Here is a 26,132-nt window from a genome sequence, read left to right on the forward strand (position 1 = left end):
CGATCCCCATCCCAGCCGAATAATGGCGACAGGTAAGAGCGATTTAAGAGCGGATCATGGCAAGCCCAATCGAGCAATTCCAGATCAAGCCCATCATTCCTGTCATCAACTTTACCAATTCGTCGCTGTTCATGGTCGGCGCCGTGGCGGTCATCGTCGGTGGCCTGATGCTGGCGACCCGCAAGCGCGCGCTGGTTCCCGGCCGCGCCCAGTCGGTCGCCGAGGTGCTGCACGATTTCGTGGCAGGCACCTTAAGGGACGCGGCAGGCGATGAGGGGATGAAGTTCTTCCCTCTCGTGTTCTCCCTGTTCATGTTCGTGCTCACCGCGAACCTGCTCGGTATGATCCCGGGCTTCTTCACGGTCACGAGCCACGTCATCGTCACCTTCTCGCTGGCGATCCTCGTCATCGGAACGGTGATCGTTTACGGCTTCGTGAAGCACGGCACCCACTTCCTCGGGCTTTTCGTGCCGTCAGGCGTGCCCGCCTGGCTTCTGCCCTTCATCGTCGTGATCGAGCTCATCTCGTTCCTCTCGCGGCCGATCTCCCTGTCCCTCCGTTTGTTCGCCAACATGCTCGCGGGGCATATTGCACTCAAGGTTTTCGCCGGCTTCGTGGTGGCTCTTCTGGGCGCCGGCGGAGCTTTGACGATCCTCGCTCCGCTTCCGCTCCTCATGGCGGTCGCTCTCATGGCGCTCGAGTTCCTCGTCGCCGCTCTGCAGGCCTACGTCTTCACGGTGTTGACCTGCATCTACCTCAACGACGCGCTGCACCCGGGCCACTAGGTCTGCGCTGCGTTAATCCCTTCCCTCCCGGTCAAACACCAATCCTAAGGAGATCACGATGGATCCGGTTGCTTTCAAGTTCCTCGGCGCGGGCCTCGCCTGCATCGGCATGGGCCTCGCCGCTATGGGCGTCGGCAACATCTTCGGTAACTTCCTCTCGGGCGCCCTGCGCAATCCGTCGGCTGCCGACGGACAGTTCGCTCGCGCCTTCATCGGCGCGGCGCTCGCAGAAGGTCTCGGCATCTTCTGCCTCGTCGTCGCCCTCGTCCTTCTCTTCACCTGATATCAATACGGTGATCGGGAGGGCGGAGCGCTCAGGCGCTTCGCTTCGAGAATGGTGACGGCGGTTCATCCGCCGTCATTCATCGTTTCTAGGACGACCCAATCCTATCAGGATCAGTTCCATGGCTCAGGCCCAGACGACCCACGCTGAAACGGAAGCCCATGGCGGCGCCCATGAAGACATCGGCTTTCCCCCCTTCAAGACGGAAACCTTCGGCGGCCAGGTGCTCTGGCTGGCGATCACCTTCGTGGCTCTCTACGCCCTTCTGTCCAAACTGGTTCTGCCGCGCCTGTCCGGCATTATCGAGCACCGCCGCGTGACCATCGCCGGCAACCTCGACGAGGCAGCCGCCATGAAATCCCGCGCCGAGGCGGCCGGAGCCGCCTACGAGAAGGCGCTTTCGGAAGCCAAGACCCGCGCTCAGGCGCTCGCTCAGGAAGCACGCTCGCAGGTTTCCTCGGAGACCGAGGCCAAGCGCAAGGCGCTCGAGGCCGACCTCGGCAAGCGTCTTTCCGAGTCCGAAGCCGTTATCGCTCAGAAGAAGGCCGAAGCGATGGCCAATGTCCGCGGCATCGCCGCCGAGACCGCCAGCGCCATCGTCGAACGCCTGACCGGCAAGGCCCCTGCCCCGCAGGTGGTGGAAGCCGCTCTCGACCAACCCAACGCCTGATTCAGGAGTTTCCCATGCTGTCCAGCGCTGAATTCTGGGTTGCCGTCGCTTTCGTGATTTTCTGGGGCATCCTGTTCTACTACGGCGTGCCCGGCAAGGTCATGAGCTCGCTCGATACGCGCGGCAAGCGAATCGCCGATGAACTCACCGAGGCCAAGCGGTTGCGGCAGGACGCCGAAAAGCTCCTCCGGGAATTCGAGGCCAAGCGCGAGGCTGCTGAACGCGAAGCAGCCGATATCGTCTCCACGGCCAAGGAAGAAGCCGAGCGCCTGGCTCGCGAGGCTCAGGAGAAGATGGCCGACTTCGTGACGCGCCGGACCGCCTCCGCGGAAGCGAAGATCGCCCAGGCCGAAGCTCAGGCATCAGCCGAAGTCCGCGCCGCCGCTGTCGACGCCGCCGTCAAGGCTTCCGAACGGGTGCTGCGTAACGAATTGTCCGGCCCCGTGGGCGCTTCCCTTGTGGAAAAAAGCCTCAACGACGTGCGTGCCAAGCTGCAGTAAGGGCATCGCGCACATGCGTCATCGAAGGGCCGCCCGTGAGCGGCCCTTTTCGTTTTAGGAGATGTCATGCTGGTGATCTTCGATTGCGACGGCGTCCTGGTGGATTCCGAAGCCCTTGCCTGCCGGATCGATGCCGAATTCCTGACCGCACTCGGTTTTCCCTACACGGTGCAGGATATCATCACGCAATTCGTCGGCGTATCCCTGAAGGACATGACCGCGCGAATCGAGGCTGCGCACAATCGCGCCCTTCCTGCCGATTTTGGCGAGCGGATCAACAAGACCCTCTTCGCCCGCTTCGAAGAGGAGCTACAGCCGATTCCCAGCGTGCGGGATGCGATTCTCGCCCTCCCCTACGCGCGCTGTGTCGCTTCCTCCTCCACCCATGACCGAATCGCCCTGTCGCTTCGCGTCACGGGTCTTGCGGACTTGTTTGCGAATGTCTTCAGTGCAACGGAAGTGCGTCACGGCAAACCGGCGCCGGATCTTTTCCTGCACGCCGCTTCCCGCATGGGTGCCTCCGCGGCCGAGTGCCTGGTGATCGAAGACTCGCCATCGGGTGTACGCGCGGCCTGCGCGGCAGGGATGAAGGTGATCGGGTTCGTCGGCGGAGGACATTGTGCGCCGGGCCACGCGGACAAGCTGCGCGATGCGGGCGCTCCGGTTATCATCGAACGCATGACCGAGCTGCCCGAGATGGTGCGCCGGTACGCGGCCTGACAACTCGTCATCGAAACAGCTCCGCCGTCATTCCGGGGCGCCGAAGGCGAGCCCGGAACCCAGAACCGATGACGGTGCCGGGAAAGACGCAGCGGCTGCCATAGTGCCTTATCTCGAACCGTTAGCGGATATGGGTTCCGGGCTCTCGCTTTGCTCGCCCCGGAATGACAGAGCGCCACCGTCATTCCGGATGGCAGCAGGCAAGTCCGGAACCCATAAACGCTGAAGGGGCCGGAAAGAACGCAACGGCTGCCGTAGCTCTTTATCCTGCCTCGCTAGCGTTTCCGGGTTCCGGGTTCCGCTGCGCTGCCCCGGACTGACGGGTGGAGCGATATCTCTTCCGTTCACCGATCGCCGCCGCAAGGGAAAGGCCGCCCTCATAGGAAGAAGGCCGGGATTTCTCCCGGCCTCCTTGAGTTTCCTGCGACCTGACTTTGCCTACTCGGCCGCCTCGGCGACGGGGGCCGGAGGCGTCCATTTGAGAACCGGAGTGCGAGCGGCTCGCGTTTCATCGAGACGGCGGCGCGGCGCGTGATACGGAGCGCCGACGAAGCGATCCTTGTCACCCTTCTTCGCAGCCATCGCAAGATCGCGCAGGGTCGCGATGAAGAGATCGAGCGAGGCCTTGGATTCCGATTCCGTAGGCTCGATGAGCATCGCGCCATGAACGACCAGCGGGAAATACATGGTCATCGGATGGTAGCCCTCGTCGATCATCGCCTTGGCGAAATCGAGGGTCGTGACGCCCGTATCCTTCAGCCAGGTGTCATCGAAAAGCACCTCGTGCATGCAGGGCTTGTCGCCGAAGGGCTGAGAGAACAGGTCGGCGAGCGAAGCACGGATGTAGTTGGCGTTCAGCACCGCATCCTCGGACGCCTGCTTCATCCCATCCGAGCCATGGGACAGCATGTAGGAAAGCGCCCGTACATACATGCCCATCTGGCCATGGAAGGCGGTCATGCGTCCGAACGGCTTTTCCGCCGCATCCTCTTCATGCTCCACGAGGGTCGGCTCGCCGCCGTCCGTCACGGTGACGAAAGGCACCGGCGCATAAGGCGCCAGCCGCGCGGAGAGCACCACCGGCCCCGAGCCCGGACCGCCGCCGCCGTGCGGCGTCGAGAAGGTCTTGTGCAGGTTGATGTGCATGGCGTCGACGCCGAGATCGCCGGGCTTCGCCTTGCCGACGATGGCGTTGAAGTTCGCGCCGTCGCAGTAGAAATAGGCGCCGGCGTCGTGGATCGCCTTTGCGATTTCCGCCACCTGATTCTCGAAAAGACCGCAGGTGTTCGGGTTGGTGAGCATGATGGCCGCAACATCAGGTCCGAGCAGCTTCTTCACGTCTTCCACATGCACCCAGCCGTCCTCGCGGGCCGGTACCGGCTTCACGGTAAAGCCGATCAGGGCCGCTGTGGCCGGATTGGTGCCGTGCGCCGAGTCTGGAACCAGAACGACGGTCCGGGTCTTGCCTTCGCCGCGGGCCTCGATGGCGGCCTTGATGGCCATCATGCCGCAGAGCTCTCCATGAGCGCCGGCCTTCGGCGACAGCGCGACCGTGGTCATGTTGGTGAGGGTCACGAGATAGCGAGCAAGCTCGCTCATCAGCTCGAGAGCACCTTTGACGGTGGACACCGGCTGAAGCGGATGCACGTCCGAGAAGCCCGGCAGGCGCGCCATGCGCTCGTTGAGACGCGCATTGTGCTTCATGGTGCAGGAGCCGAGCGGAAAGAGGCCCGTATCGATGCCGTAGTTCATCTGGCTCAGGCGCACGTAGTGGCGCATGGCCTCCGGTTCCGAAAGACCCGGCAGACCGATGGCATCCTTGCGCTCCAATCCACCCAAACGGGGCTTGAAAGCGTCCGGCTCATCCAGATCGACCCCGGTCGTTTCCGTGTGGCCGATCTCGAAGATCAGGGGCTCGATCTGAGCCAACGCCTTGTTTCCCGTGAAGGTCGGGTGAGAACCCGCAGCGCCACCGGCCTTGCTGGCATCACCCTGGAGGCGCGCAGCCTCATCACCCATGCCGGCGGCAGGATCGGACACGCCGTGAGCCTGCGGAGCGGAGGGACGTCCCTGGCGGTTCAACATCACAGAACCTCCTTCAAGGCGGCCACGAAGGCCGCGCGGTCATCATCGGTATTCACTTCGGTGGAAGCGACCAGCAACAGATTGTCGAGGCCCGCTCCCGGCAGGAGACGCGACACGGGAACGCCGCCCAGCACCCCCTTCTCGGCCAGCTGCTCCACGACGTCAGCCGCGGGCTTTGCCAGCTTCACGGTAAATTCGTTGAAGAAGGTCTTGTTGAGAACCTCGACGTCCTTCACGCCTGCCAGCCGATCGGCGAGCTTCACGGCATTCGCATGGTTGATGCGGGCAAGCCGCGTCAGGCCGGCCTCGCCGAGGAGCGTCATGTGAATCGTGAAGGCGAGCGTGCATAGGCCCGAATTGGTGCAGATATTCGATGTCGCCTTGTCGCGGCGAATATGCTGCTCGCGGGTTGAGAGCGTCAGCACGAAGCCACGGTTGCCGTCCGCATCGACGGTTTCGCCGCATAGGCGGCCCGGCATCTGACGGATGTACTTCGACTTTGCGGCGAAGAGACCGACATAAGGCCCGCCGAAATTCAGCGCGTTGCCGATGGACTGACCTTCGCCGACGACGATGTCGGCGCCCTGGCTGCCCGGCGACTGGACGAGGCCGAGCGAAACCGCTTCCGTAAACACGGCGATCAGCAGAGCACCGTGCTGACGCGTCTTTTCGGCGATAGGCTTCAGGTCACGCACGTTGCCGAAAACGTCCGGCGTTTGCACGACGACGCAGGAAACGCTGTCGTCGATCTGCGCCAGCAGATCTTCCGTCGCCGAAACGTCGGGAGCCAGCGTCACGACGTCATCGCTCGCCATGTCGGACAGCGTCTTGACCACGTCCACATAATGCGGGTGAAGCCCGCCGGACAGAACGGCCTTGCGGCGCTTGGTAACGCGATGCGCCATCAGGACCGCTTCACCCGTCCCGGTCGAGCCGTCGTACATGGACGCATTGGCGACTTCCATGCCCGTGAGGGCGGCGACCTGGGTCTGGAACTCGAAGAGGTATTGCAGCGTGCCCTGAGCGATCTCCGGCTGATAGGGCGTGTAGCTCGTCAGGAACTCGGAGCGCTGGATCAGGTGATCCACCGTCGCCGGCACATGGTGCTTGTAGGCGCCGGCGCCGACGAAGAACGGAACGGACGAGGCGGAGACGTTCCTGGACGCCATCCGGGACAGGATCCGCTCCACCTCCATCTCTCCCTTCCGGCGAGGAAGGTCGATGAGGTTCTTGAGGAGCTTGTCCTTCGGAATGTCGGCGAAGAGATCGTCAACGGACTTGACCCCGATCCGTGCGAGCATTTCGCCGCGATCGGTATCGGAGAGAGGCAAATAACGCATCGGCTGAAAACCTTTGGTTAGTGCGAGGGAATGCCCGCCACCACGATGTCGGTGAGCACGGAATTGGCGATGAAGCATTCCTTGTGGGCAAGGTGATGCATGTCGGCGATCTGCTCCGGAGTCGGGACCTTCTCGCCGGAAAACTCGATCACCGGATCGAGCGTGACCTTTGAAACGAAGAGCTTGCCCTTCTCGTTGGGCGCCATCACCCCGAGGGCCTTGTCCTCATACCGATCCACAACGAACCGCTTCTTGGCCGCGATGGACAGGAAGGTGAGCATGTGGCAGCTGGAGACCGCGGCGATGAACGCCTCCTCGGGGTCGACCGCGTCCTCGCGGGACAGGGGCAGCGGCACCACCGAGGGTGATGCCGAGGCCATGAGCGCGATGCCGCCATCGAAAGACCAGCGATGGGCGCGGCTGTAACGGTTGTCGGAAAAGGCCTCGCCCTCTCCGCGCTCCCAGCGTACCGTGGCCGTGTATTCGTGCGACATCGGCTTTCCTCTCTTACGAGATCGACTTCACGAATTCCTGGTACTGCTCTTCAGTCATGAGGCCGTCGAGCTCGCCCGGATTCGTCACGCGGATCTTCAGGAACCAGCCGCGTCCGGCCGGGTCCTCATTGACGGTGCCGGGGGTCTCCTCGAGAGCGGAATTGACTTCGACGACCTCGCCGGAAACCGGCGAATAGACTTCGCTCGCCGCCTTCACGCTTTCGACGACGGCCGCCTCATCGCCCTTGGCGAGCGTTTTGCCGACGCTCGGCAGCTCCACGAACACGACGTCGCCGAGCTGCTGCTGGGCGTAGTCGGAAATGCCGACGGTACCGGCATCGCCTTCAAGGCGAATGTATTCGTGATCCTTGGTGTAACGCGTGGTCATTGAGTGATCCCCCTGGATTTCAGCGCTTGTAACGATGTGGTGCGAACGGCATGGCGGCGACCTTGGCCGGCAGCGGCTTGCCGCGCACCATGAGGTGAAGGTCCGTTCCAACGGCGGAAACGTCCCTCGAAACGTAGCCCATGGCGACCGGGCCGTTGACGGTCGGACCGAAGCCGCCCGACGTGACGATGCCGACCTCCCGGCCATCGGGCGTCGTGATGACGGTTCCCTCGCGGGCCGGGGCGCGGCCTTCAGGCTTCAGGCCGACGCGGACACGGGCCGGGCCGTCCTTGATCTCCTGCTGGATCCGCGAAGCGCCCGGAAAGCCGCCTTCCTCGCGGCGGCGCTTCTGGATGGACCAGATCAGGCCGGCCTCGATCGGAGAGGTGGTGGTGTCGATATCGTGGCCGTAAAGGCACAGGCCCGCCTCGAGACGCAGCGAATCACGCGCGCCCAAGCCGATCGGCTTCACCTCGGGATCGGCCAGGAGCGCCTTCCAGAGTGTCGGTGCGTCCTTGCCGTTGCACGAGATCTCGAAGCCGTCCTCGCCCGTATAGCCGGACCGGGAAACGTGGCACCAGATCCCGTCGATCTGCACGTCGGCGGACATCATGAACGGGAGATCGGAGACCTGCGGAGCCTTCCTGGCGAGAACCGCCGTCGCGGACGGACCCTGGAGAGCCATGAGACCGAGGTCGTCCTTCCGGCGCAGGGAAACCCCGGCCGGAAGCCGGGCTTCGATATGGGCGTAATCGGCCTCCTTCATGGAGGCGTTGACCACCAGATAGAGCCAGCCCTCGTGGCCGGGGGCGCCCACCCGGGTCACCATGAGGTCGTCGAGGATGCCGCCCTCATCGGAAAGAAGCTGCGAATAGCGCTGCTGGTTGGGCTTGAGATTCACGACATCGGCGGGAATCAGGGCCTCGATGGCCCGGGCCGCCGTTTCGTGGCTTTTGTCCTCGGCGACCAGAAAAGCCTGCCCCATGTGAGAAACGTCGAACAAACCGGCGTGCTCGCGGGTCCAGTTATGCTCGGTCAGGATCCCGGAGGGATACTGCACCGGCATGTCATAGCCCGCGAAGGGCACCATGCGGGCGCCGAGGGCGACATGCTCGGCATGGAGCGGAGTTTGCAGGAGCGGCTCGTCGGCGCGGACTGGCTCGGCCATGGAATTCCCTCAAAAGGCGCGCGTTTCATCAGGCCCTCAAGGCCTGTTCTAGCGCCCCCTCTGTCCCGAGACCTGAGAGATTTCCCTTATCGCCTTCGCGCAAGGTTACGCCCGTCGGTGGGCGATGTCTTGCGACATCGCCACTTTCCAGAGTGCCAGCTCCCGCGCGGTCCTTTGGCCTGAGCGTTTCCGGGGCGGTTGCGCCTTCGGCGCCGGACGCGAAGTCCGGTCTCTCCCGCGGGGATCAGCGGCTTCTCCACCTCTGAAGAGGATTTACGATCCTGTCAATAAACCAGGCTGCCGCAACAGGAAGCTTCCCGCCTCAATTGACGGCACCCTCGCGACACCCCATGCTAAGAGCCATCGCTCACAGAAGGGGAGACGCGCGGCCAAACCGGTCGGCGGCTTCGAACGTCGTTGCTCGAACTGGTTATCGCATTCGTCCTCATCGCCCTCAACGGGGTTTTCGCGCTTTCCGAACTCGCCATCGTTTCCGCCCGCCGGGCCCGTTTGAAGACATTCGCCGACCAGGGGCGCGCCGGAGCCTCCATGGCCCTGGCTCTCATGGAAGATTCGGGGCGCTTCCTGTCCACGGTCCAGATCGGCATCACCCTCGTGGGCATCCTGGCCGGCGCCTTCTCGGGCGCGGCCTTGGGCGGGCGCCTGACGGAGATCCTGGCCGCCAACGGGGTTCCGCAAGGTGCGGCCGAGCCTCTCGGCTATGGCATCGTGATCAGCCTGATCACCTATTTCTCGATCGTCGTCGGCGAGCTGGTCCCCAAGCAGCTCGCCCTCCGGAATCCGGAAAGCATTGCCTGTTTCGTCGCCCCCTTGATGATGCTGGTCTCAAAGGTTGCGGCTCCGGCGGTCTGGCTTCTCAATGCCTCGACCCGCCTGATCTTCAGTCTCTTCGGCTCGAACACGGAAGGTGACAACACCGTCACCGAGGAAGAGATCAAGATGCTGGTGGGCGAGGCGGAAAGCGCAGGCGTGATCGAGGAAGAAGAGCGCCGCATGATCGGCGGCGTGCTTCGCCTCGGCGACCGGCTGGCCCGGGCTCTCATGACTCCCCGCACGGACGTGGATTGGATCGACCTGGACGACGAGCCCGGGGCCATCCGCGAGACCCTGATGACGACCCCCCATTCGCGCCTGCCCGTGAGCGAAGGCAGCGCCGACAACATGATCGGCGTCGTCGAATCGCGGGAGCTGCTCGCAGCGATCCTGGCTGGCGAAGAGCTGGACGTCCGCAAGCACGTCAAAACAGCCCCCGTGATCCCGGATACGCTCGACGCTCTCGATGCCCTGACGGTGCTCCGGGATTCGGCCATACCGATGGCCCTGGTCCATGACGAGTATGGCCATTTCGAAGGGGTCGTGACCCCGGCCGATGCGCTGGAAGCCATCGTGGGCGCATTCCGGTCAGATGGTGAGGAACCCGAGCCCGACGCGGTCCGCCGCGAGGACGGCTCCTGGCTCCTGTCCGGATCCATGCCGGTCGACGAAATGGCCGAAGTGCTGGCAATCGCCCTTCCGGAGAACCGGACTTATCACACGGTCGGCGGCCTTGTGATCAGCGAGATTCAACACCTGCCGAACACCGGCGAGCACGTGGACGCCTACGGCTGGCGGTTCGAGGTCGTCGACCTCGACGGCCGCCGGATCGACAAGGTCATCGCCCATCCGCTGGCTCAACGCGCCGGCGCGGTCGCGCCGCTCTCCTGACGGATCCAGCCATATTGCCTCCCGGCCATCCGATCTGTAGCTTGGCATCAGGTGGATACGGCCTGCCGCTCGCGCCCTCCCGGGTGTGGTGAATGTATCGGAAAGCGTCTCACTCAATCCTCATTGAATGGCGAACGCATCAGCAATGCGAGCTCTGATTGTCCTCGTTCGCCATCGCGAAGGATGAGTCGATGCGCACTTTTCATGATGCAAAGGTCATGGCGACAGCTCTCAGGACGGCCCTGAAAGACCGCCAGTGCCCCATTACCCACAGTGAAGCCCTCGAGATCGTCGCCAAGCAGTTCGGCCTTGAGAACTGGAACGTGCTCGCCGCCAGGATCGATGCCTCCCCTTCGAAGCCGGAGATCCGCTTCGAGCAAACGGCTCCGATTCTTCGGATCTTCGATGAGGAGAAAGCCAAGGCGTTCTACGTGGGTTTCCTCGGCTTCACTCTCGACTGGGAGCATCGTTTCGGGCCCGACTTCCCTCTCTATGCACAGGTTTCACGTTCGGGCCTGACCCTGCATCTGAGCGGCCACCACGGGGACGCAACTCCCGGCTCCACGGTTTACGTCACGATGCGCGGGGTGCGGCATTACCAAAGGGAACTGGCAGACAAGCACTATCCCAACATGCGGCCGGGCCTGGAGGAGGCCGCCTGGGGAACGGTCATGACGGTAACGGATCCGTTCAGCAACAACATCAGGTTCTGCGAGCCACCGCGACGCTGACCTATGGCCGATGAGAGCCCGTGTGCGGCTTGACCGAAGCTGCGGATCTGGAATTCCAATGCCAGGAATAAAGAACCGGGCCCGGCGGGAAGTGGGAACACCATGAAGCAGAGCATCGCCCATATCGCCCTCGTGGTGAGGGATTACGACGAAGCCATCGCGTTCTATGTCGATAAGCTGCACTTCGAGCTGGTCGAGGACACCTATCAGCCGGAGCAGGATAAGCGCTGGGTCGTGGTGAAACCGCCGGGCGATGGGCAGACATCCTTGCTCCTGGCCCGGGCCTCCTCCCCTGAACAGGAGAAATTCATCGGCAACCAGGCCGGAGGCCGCATTTTCCTGTTTTTGCGGACCGACGATTTCCAGCGAGACTACCGGGCCATGGTCGGGGCCGGCATTTCGTTTGTCCGACCGCCGAAAGAAGCCCCATACGGAATCGTCGCCGTCTTCGAGGATCTCTATGGAAATCGGTGGGACCTCGTGCAGTTCACGGACGGCCGTCCCTAGTCGACGGCAAAGCCCCGGCGAGACGGTCACGCCTTGCCGGGGCTTTGTCATGTCTTGAAATCTGTCGTCGTCCGATCCCGCCTGAGAATCGCCGCCTTTGGAGCGCCGCGATGCCGTGCGGCGGCCGCGTCGTCCGTCAGCCCCGCTTGCGGCGGGGAGCGGCGTGGCCACCACCGAGACCGACTTCGATCTCGAAAGTGTTCGCCTCGGCCGCGGGGACGACGATACCCTCCTCGATGATGGCGAAGTTCGCCTGAGTGTCGCCGGCCGGAATCGTCACGCTCGTCCGCTTGCTCCGGTTGGCGATGATCGTATCGCCCCGCTTGACGACGATCTGAACCGGAACGTCATAGCGGCCGGGGGCGCCGCCCGACCCGAGAAGGGCGCGGCCCTCGACGCCGACCTTGACCACCGTCGAGCCGTCCGGCTGGCCGGAGCATTCACGGGCAAGGTTGTTGATGGCGATCTGGCTGCGCAGTCCGCCGGTATCGCCGACACGTCCGCCGGCGAAGGCCTGGATCGCGGAACCGCCTTCCATGATGTCGATGGAAGGACAATAGACGTCCTCCGTGACCTTCTTTTGAGCGGGTGGCACGGTCGGCCCTGCGAAAAGGACCATGTTGCCCAAGGACGAGCCGCCCTCGCCCGGCGCTCCCCCGCAGCCGGCCAGGGCCGACAGGCCAAGAGCCGCAAGAGCAAGGCGCGCCTTCGCGTTCGATCCGCTCATGATGATACCCCCACCCTTCCTCTTCCTGGCTACTCTTACGGTAGCGCGTCGAACCCAGCCCCGAACCCGTTCAGGGAAACCGGAATGCCGATGCCTTCCTCAGGCGTTTGAAACACGATGAAGGTGGCAGTTTGACCGGTCTTCATCTGGTTCACGAGATTCTCTTCCATGACCACCTCGGCAACACATCCGGTCGACAGGCAGCGCACGAAGCCGGCCCGGCCGATATCGGTCTGGTCGATCTTGAGGCCGAGCCCGGAGGGTAACAAGATACCGAGCGGCGCGACGACGCGAAGTAGCCGGCTCTTCGCATCGGCGGTTTTCAACACAATAATCACGAGAGTGACGTTCGGGCGGTCTTCGGCGGCCACGTTCTGCACCAGCGCACATTGCTCGCTCGTGGCACCCGCGGGCGTTTCGCACCGCATCTGCCAGTCGCCGAACGTGTTCTTCACCATGCCCTGGGCCTGGGCTCCATCGGCATAAACCGCTCCGAGCAGAGCCAGAACAGCAGCCGCCGCGCGGCCAAACCAACGAGACACGCTCACGGGCACCTCCGTCCTCGATTTCATCCTGCAAGGCGGCGGCCAAGCCGCGCCATTCCGTTAAGGCCCGTTGGGACCATGCCGAGGGCCGGGATGTCAAGCGAGAGGGCCCCGGAAGGCGTGATATTGAGTCACGGAATCGCGCATTTGGCGGTTATGACGCACAAATTGCGACGCTTGAGCCGTTGCGCTCCTGCGCATCCTGTGATCATAGACGCTGATCAAAGGTGATGGCGCAGGCCGGGCACCGCATTTTGCACGCCCGCGCCCTCCCCGATGCACTTCGTGGCCCCCGGCCATCACATCTTTAGGAGCTTTGGAACACCGATGCGGATCGAGACCTTGAGACTTCGATCGGTGACTGCCCTTTCCACGGCGGCGGTCGCACTTGTGTTGGGCATAAGTGAGGCAGCCGCGGGCACCGGCGCACCTTCCCCATGGGAAACGAGCATGCAGGGCATGGTGACGGAAGTCGGACGGGACCTGTCCAATTTCCATACCTACCTGGTGTGGCTCATTGCGGCGATCTGCCTTTTCGTGCTGGCGCTGATCATCGTCGTCATCATGCGGTTCAACGAGCGGGCGAACCCGGTCCCGTCGCGGACGACCCACAATACGCTGCTTGAGGTGGCCTGGACCATCGTTCCGGTGTTGATCCTCGTGGCGATCGCCATCCCGTCGTTCCGCCTCCTGCGCCAGCAGCTCGTGGTTCCGCAGGCGGATGTGGTGGTGAAGGCCACCGGCTATGCCTGGTACTGGGGCTACGAATACCCGGCCGATCAGGGCGGCGGCTTCAAGTTCGATTCGAACATGGTTGATTCGAAGGACCTCAAGCCCGGCCAGCCCCGCCTCCTCACCGTCGATAACGAGATGGTGGTCCCGGTGAACAAGGTCGTACGGGTTCAGGTCACCGCCGCCGACGTGCTTCACTCCTTCGCCATGCCGTCCTTCGGCGTGAAGGTCGACGCCGTCCCGGGCCGCCTCAACGAAACCTGGTTCCGGGCCGAGGCAGAGGGCGTGTATCACGGCCAGTGCTCGGAGCTCTGCGGCAACGGACATCCCTACATGCCGATCACGATCCGTGTCGTGAGCGAGCAGCAATATGCCGCCTGGCTCACCGAGGCGAAGCAGAAGTATGCTTCCGTCGACGGACCGGCCCCGGTCAAGCTTGCGACTGCACAGTAATTCGAAAAACGAAGGACCACAGAGGTCTCATCATGGCACATGCAGCTGATGCCGCTCACGCGGATCACCACGATCATCTTCCGAGCTTCTGGCGCCGGTGGTTCTATTCGACGAACCATAAGGACATCGGAACGCTCTATTTCATCTTCGGCTTCACGGCCGGCATCGTGGGCGGAATTCTCTCCATCCTGATGCGCCTGGAGCTGCAGCAGCCCGAACTGCAGTTCTTCTCCAATCCGCAGACCTTCAACGTCCTCGTGACGGGTCACGGCCTCATCATGGTGTTCTTCATGGTGATGCCGACCCTTATCGGCGGCTTCGGCAACTGGTTCGTGCCGCTGATGATCGGCGCGCCCGACATGGCCTTTCCGCGGATGAACAACATCTCGTACTGGCTCACCGTTTCGGCCTTCGGCCTCCTGCTCTGCTCCCTCTTCGTCGAAGGCGCGCCGGGATCCTTGGGCTTCGGCGGCGGCTGGACGGTGTACCCGCCGCTCTCGACCGTGGGTCACCCCGGTCCGGCCCTGGACTTCGGCATTCTGGCCCTGCACCTCGCCGGTGCGGCCTCGATCCTGGGCGCGATCAACTTCATCACCACTATCCTGAACATGCGCGCTCCCGGCATGACGCTGCACAAGATGCCGCTGTTCGCTTGGGCGATGCTCGTCACGGCCTTCCTGCTGCTCCTGTCGCTCCCGGTTCTCGCCGGCGCCATCACGATGCTGCTGACCGACCGTAACTTCGGCACGACCTTCTTCGATCCGGCCGGCGGCGGTGACCCGATCCTCTACCAGCACCTGTTCTGGTTCTTCGGCCACCCCGAAGTGTACATCATGATCCTGCCGGCCTTCGGCATCGTCAGCCACATCATCTCCACCTTCTCCAAGAAGCCGATCTTCGGCTATCTCGGCATGGCCTACGCCATGGTGGCGATCGGCGTGGTCGGCTTCGTCGTGTGGGCGCACCACATGTTCACGGTGGGCCTCTCGCTTCAGACCCAGGCCTATTTCGTGTTCGCCACCATGGTGATCGCGGTTCCGACGGGCGTGAAGATCTTCTCCTGGATCGCCACCATGTGGGGCGGCTCCATCCGCTTCACGGCCGCCATGCACTGGGCCGTCGGCTTCGTGTTCCTGTTCACCGTGGGCGGCGTCACCGGCGTCGTCCTGGCGAATGCGCCCGTCGACCGCTACATGCACGACACCTATTACGTGGTGGCCCACTTCCACTACGTGCTGTCGCTCGGCGCCGTGTTCGTGATCTTCGCCGGCATGTACTACTGGTTCCCGAAGATCACCGGCTACGTGATGCCGGAATGGATCGGCAAGCTGCACTTCTGGGTCGCGTTCATCGGCTCCAACGTGCTGTTCTTCCCGATGCACTTCCTCGGTCTCTCCGGCATGCCGCGCCGCTATGCGGATTATCCGGACGCCTTCGCGGGCTGGAACCTCGTGTCGTCGATCGGCGCCTACATCTTCTTCGCCGGTCTCTTCATCTTCATCTTCGGTGTGATCACCGCCTTCGTCCGCAAGGAAAAGGCTGCTGGCAATCCGTGGGGCGAAGGTGCGACGACCCTGGAATGGACGCTGCCCTCGCCGCCCCCGTTCCACCAGTTCGAGACCCTGCCGCGCATCGCCGACACGGGTCACTAAAAACCGAAGCCGGGCGGTCCTGGGACCGCCCGCTCCTCCCCCGAGGGCTTGGACCCAAGCTCTCCGGCGAGGAGTTGATATCGAAGAGCCGCAGGATCGATCCGGGCTCGTGAGAGATCATCGTAATGAGCATGGTATCCAACAGTCTGACCGACACCTCCGGCGAGCGCCTCGTCACCGCGGGCATTTCCCAGGGTGACGTGTCCGATTTTTTTGCCCTCCTGAAGCCCCGCGTCATGTTCCTGGTCGTTTTTACGGCCCTTGTCGGCATGGTCGTGGTGCATCCGAACACGCATCCGGTGGTGGCGTTCGCGGCGCTTCTCATGATCGCCATCGGCGGCGGCGCGTCCGGCTGCCTCAACATGTGGTGGGACGCGGATATCGACGCCGTCATGACCCGCACCCGCAAGCGCCCCATCCCGGCAGGCAAGATCCAGCCGGGCGAGGCCCTGGCCTTCGGCATGACCCTGGCTGCGGGTTCCGTGATCGTGCTGGGCCTCGTGACCAACTGGCTCGCGGCGGCGCTTCTGGCCTTCACGATCTTCTTCTACGCCGTCGTCTATTCCATGTGGCTGAAGCGCTCCACGCCGCAGAACATCGTGATCGGCGGCGCCGCCGGCGCTCTTCCGCCCGTGGTGGCTCAGGCCGCGGTGACCGGCCATGTGGGCTGGGAAAGCATCATTCTCTTCGCGATCATCTTCATCTGGACCCCGCCGCATTTCTGGGCCCTCGCCCTGGTGAAGTCCGGTGATTACGAGCGCGCCGGCATTCCGATGATGCCGAACGTGGCGGGTCCCGATTCCACCCGGCGTCAGATCCTCGCCTACACCCTTCTTCTGGCACCCCTCGGCCTCGCCCCCGTCGCCTTCGGGTTCGGCGGTCTCGCCTACGCGATCGTCGGCACGGTGGGAGGCCTCGTGATGCTGGCCCTGGCCTATCAGGTCTTCCGCCTGCGGAAGGGCGAGCCGGCCATGCGGGTCGCGCAGCAATTGTTCGGCTTCTCGATTCTCTATCTCTTCCTGCTTTTTGCGACGCTGCTGGCGGAGCATGGGCTCGGGTTCTTCCGGCCGGTGTTCGGGTAACCTCATGGCACAACGTCCCCAAACCTTGAGCCCCGAAGAGCAGAAGCGCCGTCGCAAGCGCTCCATCGCGCTGGGTCTGACCCTCGGCGCCCTGGTCCTGTTCTTCTACATCGTCACCATCGCAAAGCTGGGCGTCGCCGTCCTGCAGCGCGCCCTGTAACGGTCGAGGGAACGATGAGCGAAGCCCCCCATATCCAGCGCAACATCCGCCGCACCGTCGTGGGTTGCGCGGCAGCTGCGGTCGGTATGATCGGCCTCGCCTACGCATCCGTGCCGCTCTACGACCTGTTCTGCAAGGCGACAGGGTTCGACGGAACTCCCAGCATCCGCACCGCCAACGATTCTCAGGTTCTCGACCGGGAGATCGCCATCCGGTTCGATTCCAACGTGGCGCCGGGCCTGAATTGGCGCTTTGCGCCGGAAAAGCCGGAAATCAAGGTGAAGCTCGGAGAAACCACCACGGTTCTCTACAAAGTCACTAATGCGGGCGACAAGCCGACCACCGGGATCGCCACGTATAACGTCCAGCCCGACCTTGCCGGCAGCTATTTCTCGAAGCTCGAATGCTTCTGCTTCACGGAGCAGACCCTGCAGCCGGGCGAAACCATCGAATCCGCCGTGGTCTTCTATGTGGATCCCCGCATCCTGCAGGATTCCGACGTGAAGGACCTCAGCTCGATCACCCTCTCCTATACCTACTTCCCCTCCAAAGGGGGCAAGCCGGTAGCGGAGGTCGCAACTTCACCCAAGAACCCCATCGTTCAATAAGAGACGTGACAAGCTGGACGGAAACGTCTTAAAGCGAGACACCTTCGAGGCACGGAGACGATACGAATGGCCGAGGCCCACGCCAAACATCACGATTACCACCTTGTCGACCCGAGCCCGTGGCCGCTCGTCGGCGCGTTCAGCGCCTTCGTGATGGCGTCCGGCTTTGTCACCTGGTGGAAGGACATCCCGGTCGCCGGCATGCATATCGGCGCCTACATCTTCGGAGCCGGCATCATCGGTGTTCTCTACACCATGATCAGCTGGTGGTCCGACGTCATCCGCGAGGCGAACGACGGGCATTCCCACACCCGCGTCGTCCAGCTCCATCACCGCTACGGCATGATGATGTTCATCGCCTCCGAGGTGATGTTCTTCGTCGCCTGGTTTTGGGCCTATTTCGACGTGGCGCTTTTTCCGAACGAGGCCATTCAGTACGCCCGTACGGAAGCGCTCGGCGGCGTCTGGCCTCCCAAGGGCATCGAGACCTTCGATCCCTGGCACCTGCCGCTCCTGAACACGCTGATCCTGCTGACCTCCGGCACCACCGTCACCTGGGCGCACCACGCGCTGCTGGAGAACGACCGCAAGGGCCTGAAGGCCGGCCTGTGGCTGACGGTCATCCTGGGCATGATCTTCACCTCGCTCCAGGCCTACGAGTACAGCCATGCCGCCTTCGGCTTCAAAGGCAACATCTACGGCGCGACGTTCTTCATGGCCACGGGCTTCCACGGCGCCCATGTGATCATCGGCACGATCTTCCTCGCCGTCTGCCTGCTGCGCACCTATCGGGGCGACTTCACGCCCAAGCAGCACCTCGGCTTTGAGTTCGCCGCCTGGTACTGGCACTTCGTCGACGTGGTGTGGCTGTTCCTCTTCGCCGCCATCTATGTGTGGGGCTTCGGCGGCCACGCCGCCGGCCACTGACCGGCAGGATACTTTGGATTCGGCGGGGGCGGCGACAAGCCGCCCTTCGCTTTTGTGGCCCGGCGCCTATGTGTGGGGGGCTCGCCCCTTCCTGAACGGAATGCAATCGGGAGAAGAACCGTGGCGCAGGACATCGTCCGTCCCAATCCTACCCTGGCCGGCCTTGCGGGGCGCTGCCCGCGCTGCGGCAAGGGGCATTTGTTCAACGGCTATCTGACCCTGCGCCCGTCCTGTGAAGTGTGCGGTCTCGACTATGCCTTCGCCGACACGGCGGACGGGCCCGCCTTTTTCGTCATGTCCATCGTCGGCATCGTCGTCGTTGCCCTGGCCCTGTGGGTGGAGTTTACTTTCGAGCCGCCGATCTGGCTTCATCTCGTGATGTGGTTCAGCCTCTCGATCGTACTCAGCATGGTTCTGGTTCGCCCGCTCAAGGGCGTCATGGTGGCATTGCAGTATCACAACAAGGCCGAGGAAGGACGCCTCCAGAAGTGACTCAGACGGCCGCTCCGCATCCTGTTCGCACTCTGATCGTTCCCGGCCTTGCGACCCTTGTGGCCCTCGCGATCCTGATCGGCCTCGGGACCTGGCAACTTCAGCGCAGAGCCTGGAAGGAAGGGCTCATCGCCCAGATCCAGTCACGCGCCTATGGAGAGGCCGGCGCCATCGTGCCGGAGGCTGAATGGGGTCGCTGGCAGTCCAAGGACGACGAGTTCCGCAAGGTTAAGGTCACGGGCACCCTCCTGAACGAAGCGGAGACTCCTGTTTACGGCCTTGCGCCTGCCGCACCCGGCGGGTCCTCCGCGCAGGGCTACTACCTCATGACGCCGCTGCGCCTCCCGGATGGGGCGATCGTCATGATCAATCGCGGCTTCGTCCCGATGGAGCTGAAGGATCCCGCCACGCGCCCGCAAAGTCAGCCCAAGGGGGAGACCACGGTCACCGGCCTGGTACGGGCGCCTGAAGAGCGCAACATGTTCACCCCCGCCGACAGCCCGGAGAAGAAGGCCTGGTTCGCCCGGGACCCGCAGTCCATTGCGAAGGCGCACGCCCTCGACCGGGTCGCTCCCTTCTATGTCGAGGCGGATGCGACGCCCAATCCCGGCGGTTGGCCGAAAGGCGGCCAGATCCGGCTCGAACTGCCCAATAATCATCTGCAATATGCGGTGACCTGGTTCGGAATCGCCCTCACGCTCGTGGGGGTCTTCGCGGCCTTCGCATGGCGGCGCTTCCATCCCCTACCGGCCGAATCAGCGGCTTCGGCGCGCTGACGGCTTGGCATTGTGAGAGACCTGCCTTAGCCTTGCGGCATGTTCACACTCGTGATGACCATGGCCAGCCTTACGACGCGCCTTGCAGGGCGCGCGGGAGCGGTTGTGCGTTCGTAAGAGCGTGATCGTCCTGAGCCCTGCGGAGACGAGCAGGGCTTGATGGTTCAGTTCGCCTCCGCCTTTTCCAAGGAGAGCGTTATGAAACCTGAACCCAGTCCCTCTTCCCATCCGGCCATCGATCCAAACCAGATCGTCATTCGTGCGGCCCGCAGCGACGATGCGGAAGGAATCAACGCGATGGCGAATCTTCCCGGCTTTCGCTGGGGAACCCTGCGCATGCCGCATCAGCCCCCGGAGGCCACCCGCAAATGGCTCGAGAGCCGCGCCCCCGGAGATCTCAACCTCGTGGCCGTGCTGGAAGGCCGTATCGTCGCAAGCGGCGGCATCACGAGCTTCCCCGGACGCCGGGCGCATGCCGGAATGCTGGGGCTCGGGGTTCACGACGATTTCCAAGGCCGCGGCATCGGCACCCGGATGCTGCGGGAAATCCTGGCGATGGCGGACGATTGGCTCGGCCTGAAACGGGTCGAGCTGACCGTTTACACGGACAATGGGCCGGCCATTGCTCTCTATGAGCGGTCCGGGTTCGAACGGGAAGGCCTCCACCGCAACTACGCCTTCCGCGCAGGCCGCTTCGTGGACGCCTACGCCATGGCGCGGCTGAAGGTCTGAGGGGCCGTAGCCGGTTATGGCTTGTCCTGACCGGCTGCGGCACCTAATGTCCGGCCACCTTTCAGGAGATTGACCCGTGCTTCACGTCTCGACCCGGGGCGAGGCCCCTGCGCTCGGCTTTTCAGATGCCCTGCTGACCGGCTTGGCCCGCGACGGCGGCCTCTATGTTCCGGAAAGCTGGCCGAGCCTGACACAGGATACGATCCTTGGCTTTGCGGGAAGACCCTACGCAGCGGTCGCAAAAGCCGTGCTCGGTCCTTTGGTGGATGGCGACATCCCCGAGGCGGCTCTCGGTGCCATGATCGACGAAGCCTATGCCACCTTCAGGCATGCGGCCGTGTGCCCGCTGAACCAGATCGGCGACAATCTGTTCGTGCTCGAGCTGTTCCATGGTCCGACGCTCGCCTTCAAGGACGTGGCGATGCAGCTCCTCGGCCGCCTCATGAACCATGTGCTCAGGGAGCGGGGCGCCCGCGCCACCATCGTGGGGGCGACATCGGGTGACACCGGAAGCGCCGCGGTCGACGCGTTCAAGGGGCTCGATCAGGTCGATATCTTCATTCTCTACCCGCATGGCCGCGTCTCCGAGGTGCAGCGCCGGCAAATGACCACGGTGGACGCCCCGAACGTTCATGCCCTGGCGGTCGAAGGCACCTTCGACGATTGTCAGGCCATGGTGAAGGGGATGTTCAACCATGAGCGGTTCCGGAACGAGCTCCAGCTCTCCGGCGTCAATTCCATCAACTGGGCGCGCGTGGCCGCTCAAGCCGTCTACTACTTCACCGCCGCCGTCGCCTTGGGGAGCCCCTACCGCCCCGTCTCCTTCGCGGTGCCGACAGGCAATTTCGGCGACATTCTCGCCGGATGGGTCGCCAAGCGGATGGGCCTCCCGATCGAGCGTCTGGGCATCGGCACGAACGCCAACGACATTCTGGCCCGGACCCTTCAAACCGGAGCCTACGAAATCCGGGGCGTCCAGCCGACCGCCTCACCGTCCATGGATATTCAGATCTCGTCCAATTTCGAGCGCCTGTTGTTCGAGGCCTATGGGCGCGATGGCGCGGCTGTCCGGCACCTGATGGCCAGTCTTTCCCAGTCACGCTCCTTTACCGTTGGGCACGAGGCTCTCGCGTCCATTCGCGAGGAGTTCTCGGCAACCGCCGTGAGCGAGCCGGATGTCGCGGCCGAAATGGCCGAGACCTACCGTGCGACGGGATATGTCCTCGACCCGCATACGGCGGTCGGCACCCGCGCCGGACGCGCCATGCTGAAAGAGCGCCCGGATATCCCGACCGTCGCCCTTTCGACCGCCCACCCTGCGAAGTTCCCAGACGCCGTCAAGCGCGCCACCGGAATCCACCCGCAGCTTCCGCCGCATATGGCCGACCTGATGACGCGCCCGGAACGGTTCACGGTGCTCCCCAACGACCAGCAGGCGATCGAAACCTTTATCCGCACGCACGCCCGTGCGGTCAGGGGCATGGCGGCATGAACCATCATTTCGTCCGCGAGAAACGGATCGACATCACCCGCCTGGACAACGGCCTGATCGTCGCGACCGAGCAGATGCCCGAAATCGCCACCGCAACGCTTGGGGTCTGGATCGGCACGGGCTCGCGCCATGAAATGCCATCCGAGCATGGGCTGTCGCACCTGATCGAACACATGGCGTTCAAGGGAACGGAGCGGCGCTCCGCCCGGCAGATCGCGGAAGACATCGAAAATGTCGGTGGCGACATCAACGCGGCGACGAGCGTCGAGTACACGAGCTATACGGCCCGGGTCCTTGGCGAAAACGCTGATGTCGCGCTGGATGTGCTCGGGGACATCCTGACCGCCTCATCCTTCGATGCGGCGGAGCTCGCCCGTGAGAAGGGCGTCATTCTCCAGGAATATGCCGCCGTTGAGGATACCCCCGACGATCTCGTCTACGACGCGTTCATGGAAACGGCTTTTCCGGGGCAGCCGATCGGCCGCCCGATCCTGGGTACGCCGTCGACCGTCGACAGCTTCGACGAAGGCATGATCCGCGCGTTCCTCGGACGGGAATATGTGCCGGGGAAAATGGTGGTCGCGGCGGCGGGCGACGTCGAGCACGACAAGATCGTCGGTCTGGCCCGGGAGAGCTTCGGAGCCATGCCGGCGGTCGGGCTCGGCGTTCCGGAGCCGGGCGTCTACGGGGGCGGAGAACGCCGCATTCAGCGCAAGCTCGAACAGGCCAACATCGTGCTGGGCCTGCCCGGTCTTTCGTTCAAGGATCCCGGCTACTACGCCACGCACCTCTTCGCCCATATCCTGGGCGGCGGCCTCACGTCCCGCCTCTGGCACGAAGTTCGCGAGACGCGTGGGCTCGCCTACTCCATCGAGGCCTTCCACTGGCCATTCTCCGATTGCGGCCTTTTCGGCGTCGGCGCCGGAACGGCCGGCAAGGACGTCGCAGAACTGATGGATGTGACGCTCGCCTGCATGCACCAGGCGACGAAGGACATCGGCGAGACCGAGATGACCCGCGCCAAAGCACAGATGAAGGTTGCTCTGCTGACCGCGCTCGAAACCCCCGGCGGGCGCCTCGAACGCATTGCACGGCAGCTCCTTTCCTGGGGCCGGATCATCCCGAGCGACGAGATCGTGCGGAAAGTCGATGCCTTGACGGTCGACCAGGTTCGCGAGGCCGGTCATGCCATCCTCCAGGGGACGCCGACCCTGACGGCCATCGGGCCTCTCAAGGGTTTGCCCAAGGTGAAAGATGTCGCGGAGGCTTTGCGGCGTTAGTTCACGGGAACTTTGTTGCGGGAGCGGATGGTTCTCCTCAATCCCGCCGCAAAGTCGCCCCATGGCCAAGTCCTAACTCCTCCAGGCGGTGAGTCTTGCGGACAAGTCGGGTCATTTGCCGACTCCGCCTTGCTCTCGTGCCCCCCGACCGATACCAATCCCGTTCAACCCTGTACCCGGACGGAAGACCGAAGCGTTGCGGATCGTTTCTTTCGCCATAACCGTCATTCTGACGGCTTTCATCTGCCTTGCATGGCCAACATCCAGCCAGGCCGTCGAATCCGTCCGTGTGGACCCCAAGGTCCCGGCCGTCGATCTCACGCCCATGATCGAGCGGTACCGCTCCGATGGCGACGAGATCCGCATCTCGACCGCGCCCGGACGGGATGGAATCGTTCGCCGCATCGCCGTGAAGGCCCGCGAATCCGGGACGCGGCCGGACTGGATCGTCTTCGCGCTCACGAACGACAGCGACGAGCAGGTGGACCGGCTTCTCGTCGCTCCGCATTTCCGTCTGACCTCCTCCGGGGTGATCTGGCCCGATCTGGGCTCTTCGCGTATCGCGGCCATTACCGCGAGCCAGGGTATCCGTCCCGAGCGGGACGACAGCGCGGACGCGGATATCTTCCTCGTCACCCTCGACCCGGGCACGACCGTGACATTCGTGGCGGAGCTGCGCTCCAACAACCTGCCGCAACTCCACCTCTGGGATGCGGACGCCTATAAGGAGCGGGTCAACGGCCTGACGCTGTACAAGGGGATCATCCTCGGGATCGCCGGGCTTCTGGCCCTGTTCCTGACCATCATCTTCGTGGTCAAGGGCGCCCTGATCTTCCCGGCCGCCGCGGCCCTCGCCTGGGCGGTCCTGGCCTATGCCTGTATCGATTTCGGCTTCTTTCAACGGGTTTTTCCCATCACGGAGAAGGCCGAGCAGATCTATCGGGCAGGAGCGGAAGCCGTGCTGGCCGCAACGCTTCTGGTGTTCCTGTTCGCCTATCTGAACCTGAACCGCTGGCATGTGCGCTACAGCCACGTGACCGCGTTCTGGCTGGTTTTTCTCGGGGCTCTCATCGGCTTGGCGGTCGTCGATCCTCCGGTCGCATCGGGCGTCGCCCGAATTTCGATCGCGGCGGTTGCCGGCATCGGCTTCGTTCTCGTGCTGCATCTGGCGACCCATGGTTATGACCGCGCCGTGATGCTCGTCCCGACCTGGCTCCTTCTCATCGCCTGGGTGACGGCCGCGACCTTTACGGTCATGGGACATCTGATCTCCGATCTGGTCCCTCCGGCCCTGATCGGGGGCCTCGTGCTGATCGTGATGCTGATCGGCTTCACGGTGATGCAGCATGCCTTTGCGGGCGGCGCCTTTGCGCAAGGCTTCGTGAACGATACGGAGCGGCGCGCCCTCGCGCTCTCCGGCGCCGGCGATATCGTGTTCGACTGGGACGTGGTCTCAGACAATATTTTCGTCAGCCCTGAAGTCGAGCATCAGCTCGGGCTGAAGCGCGGAGGCCTGGAAGGGCCGGCCTCCGCATGGCTCAACCTTGTCCATCCCTTCGACAAGGACCGTTACCGCGCGGCGCTCGACGCCGTCATCGAGCAGCGCCGTGGGCGCCTGACCCAGGATTTCCGCCTCCGGGCGGCCTCCGGCGGCCACCATTGGTTTCGCCTCAAGGCACGTCCCGTGATCGGCACCGACGGAGAAGTGATCCGTGTTGTCGGCACCCTGACGGATGTGACGGATGCAAAAACCGCGGAGGAGCGGCTGCTTCACGACGCCGTTCACGACAATCTCACGAGCCTGCCCAACCGCCAGCTCTTCTATGATCGCCTTGAGGCTGCCCTGACCTTCGCCAGTCAGGACGAATCCTTGCGTCCGACGGTCATCGTTCTCGATATCGACAAATTCAAATCCACCAATGATTCCGTCGGCTATGCGGCGGGGGACTCCATTCTCCTCACCCTCTCCCGCCGGCTCGGCCGCCTGCTCCGGCCGCAGGATACCCTGGCGCGGATCTCCGGCGACGAATTCGCGATCATTCTGCTCTCGGAGCGCGAGCCGGACCGGATCATCGCCTTTGCCGACATGGTGCGGCGGGCTTTGACGACCGCAGTGACCTATGCGGAGCGCGAGATCTTCCTGACCGCTTCCATCGGCCTGGCTCTCCACGATCCGCAGATTGCGGCGCGGCGCGAGGAGGTGCTGCGCAATGCGGAAATCGCCATGGCGCACGCCAAGCGCCAAGGGGGCGATCGCATCGAGGTCTTCCGCCCGACGATGCGGTCCGACAGCAGCGACCGCTTCACCATGGAATCGGATCTCCGCCGGGCGTTGGACCGCAATGAAATCAAGGTCCTGTTCAAGCCCATCGTGCGTCTCGAGGACCGGACGATTGCCGGCTTTGAATCGATGCTGCGCTGGGATCATCCACGGCTCGGTCGCGTCGGGCCGGAGGATTTCATGTCCCTGGCCGAAGAGACGGGCCTCATCGTCTCCTTGAGTTTCTATCTTCTCGAACAGACGGCCCGTGAGCTGTCCGCGTGGCAAGAGGCGCTCGAAGTCGATCCGCCGATCTTCGCCAGCGTCAACATGTCGAGCCACCATCTGCTGCGGCATGACCTGCTTCAGGACGTGAAGGCAGTCATTGCACGCACGGGCGTTCTTCCGGGATCCCTCAAGATCGAGATGACCGAGAGCCTGGTCATGGAAAATCCGGAATACTCGGCCCAGATGCTCACGCGGCTGCGCGATCTCGGAGCCGGTCTATCCCTCGACGATTTCGGGACGGGCTATTCCGCCCTCTCCTACCTGCTGCGCTTCCCGTTCGATACGATCAAGGTGGACGAGTCGTTCGTCCGCCAAATGGCCTCCGGCAAGCCCGTTATTTTGCGCTCGATCATCAAGATGGCCCACGAGCTCGGCATGGCGATCGTGGCGGAGGGAGCAGAAACGGAATCGGAAGCCATCGAGCTTTATCAGCTCGGATGCGAATATGCGCAGGGCCCGGTCTTCGGAGAACCCATGTCGATCCTGCAGGCCCGCCAGCTCGTCGGTGCGGCGACCGCGGCGGCCTGACA

General features: G+C 63.6%; 27 protein-coding genes and 1 riboswitch. Of the genes, 20 read left to right on the forward strand and 7 right to left on the reverse strand.

Annotated features, from left to right (window positions below):
- Positions 1–56: 56 nt before the first annotated feature.
- The 5 genes from LJD17_RS07185 (at position 57) to LJD17_RS07205 (ending at position 2,958) form a co-directional block, all read left to right on the forward strand.
- Positions 57–785, forward strand: a complete 729-nt coding sequence (locus tag LJD17_RS07185) for a F0F1 ATP synthase subunit A (RefSeq protein ID WP_227383464.1) — start codon at positions 57–59, stop codon at positions 783–785.
- Positions 786–843: 58 nt separating this feature from the next.
- The gene (locus tag LJD17_RS07190) at positions 844–1,068 is read left to right on the forward strand and encodes a F0F1 ATP synthase subunit C (RefSeq protein ID WP_009764739.1); all 225 of its coding nucleotides are present in this window, start codon (positions 844–846) and stop codon (positions 1,066–1,068) included.
- Positions 1,069–1,189: 121 nt separating this feature from the next.
- Complete coding sequence (locus LJD17_RS07195) at positions 1,190–1,738, forward strand: F0F1 ATP synthase subunit B family protein (RefSeq protein WP_227383465.1); 549 nt, start codon at positions 1,190–1,192, stop codon at positions 1,736–1,738.
- Between the two features lie 14 nt (positions 1,739–1,752).
- On the forward strand, positions 1,753–2,238 hold the full coding sequence (locus tag LJD17_RS07200) for a F0F1 ATP synthase subunit B family protein (RefSeq protein ID WP_227383466.1): 486 nt from the start codon (positions 1,753–1,755) through the stop codon (positions 2,236–2,238).
- Between the two features lie 66 nt (positions 2,239–2,304).
- Positions 2,305–2,958, forward strand: a complete 654-nt coding sequence (locus LJD17_RS07205; protein WP_227383467.1) for an HAD family hydrolase — start codon at positions 2,305–2,307, stop codon at positions 2,956–2,958.
- A 438-nt stretch (positions 2,959–3,396) separates the two neighbouring features.
- Here LJD17_RS07205 and gcvPB read toward each other — a convergent pair whose 3' ends face one another.
- The 5 genes from gcvPB to gcvT are packed head-to-tail and all read right to left on the reverse strand — an operon-like array spanning position 3,397 to position 8,433.
- Entirely contained in the window at positions 3,397–5,043 is a 1,647-nt protein-coding gene (gene gcvPB, locus LJD17_RS07210; RefSeq protein WP_227383468.1) for an aminomethyl-transferring glycine dehydrogenase subunit GcvPB, read from the reverse strand.
- A complete protein-coding gene (gene gcvPA / locus LJD17_RS07215) occupies positions 5,043–6,383 on the reverse strand; it encodes an aminomethyl-transferring glycine dehydrogenase subunit GcvPA (protein WP_227383469.1) in 1,341 nt (446 codons plus the stop codon). Before gcvPA ends, gcvPB begins: the two co-directional genes overlap by 1 nt.
- Before the next feature lie 17 nt (positions 6,384–6,400).
- Positions 6,401–6,877 carry an OsmC family protein gene (locus LJD17_RS07220; RefSeq protein WP_227383470.1) on the reverse strand — a complete coding sequence of 159 codons (477 nt, stop codon included), beginning with the start codon at positions 6,875–6,877 and terminating at the stop codon, positions 6,401–6,403.
- 13 nt (positions 6,878–6,890) lie between these two features.
- Positions 6,891–7,265, reverse strand: coding sequence for a glycine cleavage system protein GcvH (gene gcvH, locus LJD17_RS07225; protein ID WP_227383471.1), 375 nt, complete (start codon positions 7,263–7,265; stop codon positions 6,891–6,893).
- A 19-nt stretch (positions 7,266–7,284) separates the two neighbouring features.
- On the reverse strand, positions 7,285–8,433 hold the full coding sequence (gene gcvT / locus LJD17_RS07230; RefSeq protein ID WP_227383472.1) for a glycine cleavage system aminomethyltransferase GcvT: 1,149 nt from the start codon (positions 8,431–8,433) through the stop codon (positions 7,285–7,287).
- A gap of 157 nt (positions 8,434–8,590) precedes the next feature.
- Positions 8,591–8,681: riboswitch (glycine riboswitch) on the reverse strand.
- A 169-nt stretch (positions 8,682–8,850) separates the two neighbouring features.
- On the opposite strand from gcvT, the gene LJD17_RS07235 reads away from it, so the two are divergent.
- From LJD17_RS07235 to LJD17_RS07245, 3 genes are all read left to right on the forward strand, one after another.
- On the forward strand, positions 8,851–10,158 hold the full coding sequence (locus LJD17_RS07235) for a hemolysin family protein (RefSeq protein WP_227383473.1): 1,308 nt from the start codon (positions 8,851–8,853) through the stop codon (positions 10,156–10,158).
- A gap of 191 nt (positions 10,159–10,349) precedes the next feature.
- Complete coding sequence (locus LJD17_RS07240; protein WP_227383474.1) at positions 10,350–10,889, forward strand: glyoxalase superfamily protein; 540 nt, start codon at positions 10,350–10,352, stop codon at positions 10,887–10,889.
- A 102-nt stretch (positions 10,890–10,991) separates the two neighbouring features.
- Positions 10,992–11,396, forward strand: a complete 405-nt coding sequence (locus tag LJD17_RS07245; protein WP_227383475.1) for a VOC family protein — start codon at positions 10,992–10,994, stop codon at positions 11,394–11,396.
- Between the two features lie 136 nt (positions 11,397–11,532).
- Here LJD17_RS07245 and LJD17_RS07250 read toward each other — a convergent pair whose 3' ends face one another.
- Positions 11,533–12,123: a type 2 periplasmic-binding domain-containing protein gene (locus tag LJD17_RS07250; RefSeq protein ID WP_227383476.1), complete on the reverse strand. Its 591-nt coding sequence runs from the start codon at positions 12,121–12,123 to the stop codon at positions 11,533–11,535.
- A 35-nt stretch (positions 12,124–12,158) separates the two neighbouring features.
- Positions 12,159–12,695: an invasion associated locus B family protein gene (locus LJD17_RS07255; RefSeq protein WP_406600769.1), complete on the reverse strand. Its 537-nt coding sequence runs from the start codon at positions 12,693–12,695 to the stop codon at positions 12,159–12,161.
- A 300-nt stretch (positions 12,696–12,995) separates the two neighbouring features.
- On the opposite strand from LJD17_RS07255, the gene coxB reads away from it, so the two are divergent.
- From coxB to LJD17_RS07315, 12 genes are all read left to right on the forward strand, one after another.
- On the forward strand, positions 12,996–13,853 hold the full coding sequence (gene coxB, locus LJD17_RS07260; protein ID WP_227383477.1) for a cytochrome c oxidase subunit II: 858 nt from the start codon (positions 12,996–12,998) through the stop codon (positions 13,851–13,853).
- Between the two features lie 32 nt (positions 13,854–13,885).
- Positions 13,886–15,505, forward strand: a complete 1,620-nt coding sequence (ctaD, locus tag LJD17_RS07265; protein WP_227383478.1) for a cytochrome c oxidase subunit I — start codon at positions 13,886–13,888, stop codon at positions 15,503–15,505.
- A 125-nt stretch (positions 15,506–15,630) separates the two neighbouring features.
- The gene (locus tag LJD17_RS07270) at positions 15,631–16,587 is read left to right on the forward strand and encodes a heme o synthase (protein WP_227383479.1); all 957 of its coding nucleotides are present in this window, start codon (positions 15,631–15,633) and stop codon (positions 16,585–16,587) included.
- A gap of 4 nt (positions 16,588–16,591) precedes the next feature.
- Entirely contained in the window at positions 16,592–16,747 is a 156-nt protein-coding gene (locus LJD17_RS07275; RefSeq protein WP_227383480.1) for a hypothetical protein, read from the forward strand.
- A gap of 14 nt (positions 16,748–16,761) precedes the next feature.
- A complete protein-coding gene (locus LJD17_RS07280) occupies positions 16,762–17,355 on the forward strand; it encodes a cytochrome c oxidase assembly protein (protein ID WP_227383481.1) in 594 nt (197 codons plus the stop codon).
- A gap of 66 nt (positions 17,356–17,421) precedes the next feature.
- Positions 17,422–18,282 carry a cytochrome c oxidase subunit 3 gene (locus LJD17_RS07285; RefSeq protein ID WP_227383482.1) on the forward strand — a complete coding sequence of 287 codons (861 nt, stop codon included), beginning with the start codon at positions 17,422–17,424 and terminating at the stop codon, positions 18,280–18,282.
- 120 nt (positions 18,283–18,402) lie between these two features.
- A complete protein-coding gene (locus LJD17_RS07290; RefSeq protein WP_227383483.1) occupies positions 18,403–18,774 on the forward strand; it encodes a DUF983 domain-containing protein in 372 nt (123 codons plus the stop codon).
- On the forward strand, positions 18,771–19,550 hold the full coding sequence (locus tag LJD17_RS07295) for an SURF1 family protein (protein ID WP_227383484.1): 780 nt from the start codon (positions 18,771–18,773) through the stop codon (positions 19,548–19,550). Before LJD17_RS07290 ends, LJD17_RS07295 begins: the two co-directional genes overlap by 4 nt.
- A gap of 198 nt (positions 19,551–19,748) precedes the next feature.
- Positions 19,749–20,282 (forward strand): GNAT family N-acetyltransferase, encoded by a 534-nt coding sequence (locus tag LJD17_RS07300; RefSeq protein ID WP_227383485.1) that lies wholly within the window; start codon positions 19,749–19,751, stop codon positions 20,280–20,282.
- A 76-nt stretch (positions 20,283–20,358) separates the two neighbouring features.
- A complete protein-coding gene (gene thrC / locus LJD17_RS07305; protein WP_227383486.1) occupies positions 20,359–21,774 on the forward strand; it encodes a threonine synthase in 1,416 nt (471 codons plus the stop codon).
- Positions 21,771–23,054, forward strand: a complete 1,284-nt coding sequence (locus tag LJD17_RS07310) for a M16 family metallopeptidase (RefSeq protein WP_227383487.1) — start codon at positions 21,771–21,773, stop codon at positions 23,052–23,054. Before thrC ends, LJD17_RS07310 begins: the two co-directional genes overlap by 4 nt.
- Before the next feature lie 325 nt (positions 23,055–23,379).
- The gene (locus LJD17_RS07315; RefSeq protein WP_227383673.1) at positions 23,380–26,130 is read left to right on the forward strand and encodes an EAL domain-containing protein; all 2,751 of its coding nucleotides are present in this window, start codon (positions 23,380–23,382) and stop codon (positions 26,128–26,130) included.
- Positions 26,131–26,132 lie beyond the last annotated feature (2 nt).

The sequence above is a fragment of the Microvirga rosea genome (genome assembly GCF_020595095.1).
GTDB lineage: Bacteria > Pseudomonadota > Alphaproteobacteria > Rhizobiales > Beijerinckiaceae > Microvirga > Microvirga rosea.

Bases quoted from the DNA above. Each gene is read 5' to 3' on its own strand.
- LJD17_RS07300 (WP_227383485.1), top strand. From the start codon at position 19,749: ATGAAACCTGAACCCAGTCCCTCTTCCCATCCGGCCATCGATCCAAAC.
- LJD17_RS07245 (WP_227383475.1), top strand. From the start codon at position 10,992: ATGAAGCAGAGCATCGCCCATATCGCCCTCGTGGTGAGGGATTACGAC.
- LJD17_RS07205 (WP_227383467.1), top strand. From the start codon at position 2,305: ATGCTGGTGATCTTCGATTGCGACGGCGTCCTGGTGGATTCCGAAGCC.
- LJD17_RS07255 (WP_406600769.1), bottom strand. From the start codon at position 12,695: ATGAAATCGAGGACGGAGGTGCCCGTGAGCGTGTCTCGTTGGTTTGGC.
- gcvPB (WP_227383468.1), bottom strand. From the start codon at position 5,043: ATGTTGAACCGCCAGGGACGTCCCTCCGCTCCGCAGGCTCACGGCGTG.
- LJD17_RS07315 (WP_227383673.1), top strand. From the start codon at position 23,380: ATGATCGAGCGGTACCGCTCCGATGGCGACGAGATCCGCATCTCGACC.
- LJD17_RS07250 (WP_227383476.1), bottom strand. From the start codon at position 12,123: ATGAGCGGATCGAACGCGAAGGCGCGCCTTGCTCTTGCGGCTCTTGGC.
- LJD17_RS07310 (WP_227383487.1), top strand. From the start codon at position 21,771: ATGAACCATCATTTCGTCCGCGAGAAACGGATCGACATCACCCGCCTG.
- ctaD (WP_227383478.1), top strand. From the start codon at position 13,886: ATGGCACATGCAGCTGATGCCGCTCACGCGGATCACCACGATCATCTT.
- LJD17_RS07285 (WP_227383482.1), top strand. From the start codon at position 17,422: ATGGCCGAGGCCCACGCCAAACATCACGATTACCACCTTGTCGACCCG.
- LJD17_RS07280 (WP_227383481.1), top strand. From the start codon at position 16,762: ATGAGCGAAGCCCCCCATATCCAGCGCAACATCCGCCGCACCGTCGTG.
- LJD17_RS07220 (WP_227383470.1), bottom strand. From the start codon at position 6,877: ATGTCGCACGAATACACGGCCACGGTACGCTGGGAGCGCGGAGAGGGC.
- LJD17_RS07185 (WP_227383464.1), top strand. From the start codon at position 57: ATGGCAAGCCCAATCGAGCAATTCCAGATCAAGCCCATCATTCCTGTC.
- gcvT (WP_227383472.1), bottom strand. From the start codon at position 8,433: ATGGCCGAGCCAGTCCGCGCCGACGAGCCGCTCCTGCAAACTCCGCTC.
- gcvPA (WP_227383469.1), bottom strand. From the start codon at position 6,383: ATGCGTTATTTGCCTCTCTCCGATACCGATCGCGGCGAAATGCTCGCA.
- LJD17_RS07190 (WP_009764739.1), top strand. From the start codon at position 844: ATGGATCCGGTTGCTTTCAAGTTCCTCGGCGCGGGCCTCGCCTGCATC.
- gcvH (WP_227383471.1), bottom strand. From the start codon at position 7,265: ATGACCACGCGTTACACCAAGGATCACGAATACATTCGCCTTGAAGGC.
- LJD17_RS07270 (WP_227383479.1), top strand. From the start codon at position 15,631: ATGAGCATGGTATCCAACAGTCTGACCGACACCTCCGGCGAGCGCCTC.
- LJD17_RS07240 (WP_227383474.1), top strand. From the start codon at position 10,350: ATGCGCACTTTTCATGATGCAAAGGTCATGGCGACAGCTCTCAGGACG.
- LJD17_RS07200 (WP_227383466.1), top strand. From the start codon at position 1,753: ATGCTGTCCAGCGCTGAATTCTGGGTTGCCGTCGCTTTCGTGATTTTC.
- LJD17_RS07275 (WP_227383480.1), top strand. From the start codon at position 16,592: ATGGCACAACGTCCCCAAACCTTGAGCCCCGAAGAGCAGAAGCGCCGT.
- coxB (WP_227383477.1), top strand. From the start codon at position 12,996: ATGCGGATCGAGACCTTGAGACTTCGATCGGTGACTGCCCTTTCCACG.
- LJD17_RS07195 (WP_227383465.1), top strand. From the start codon at position 1,190: ATGGCTCAGGCCCAGACGACCCACGCTGAAACGGAAGCCCATGGCGGC.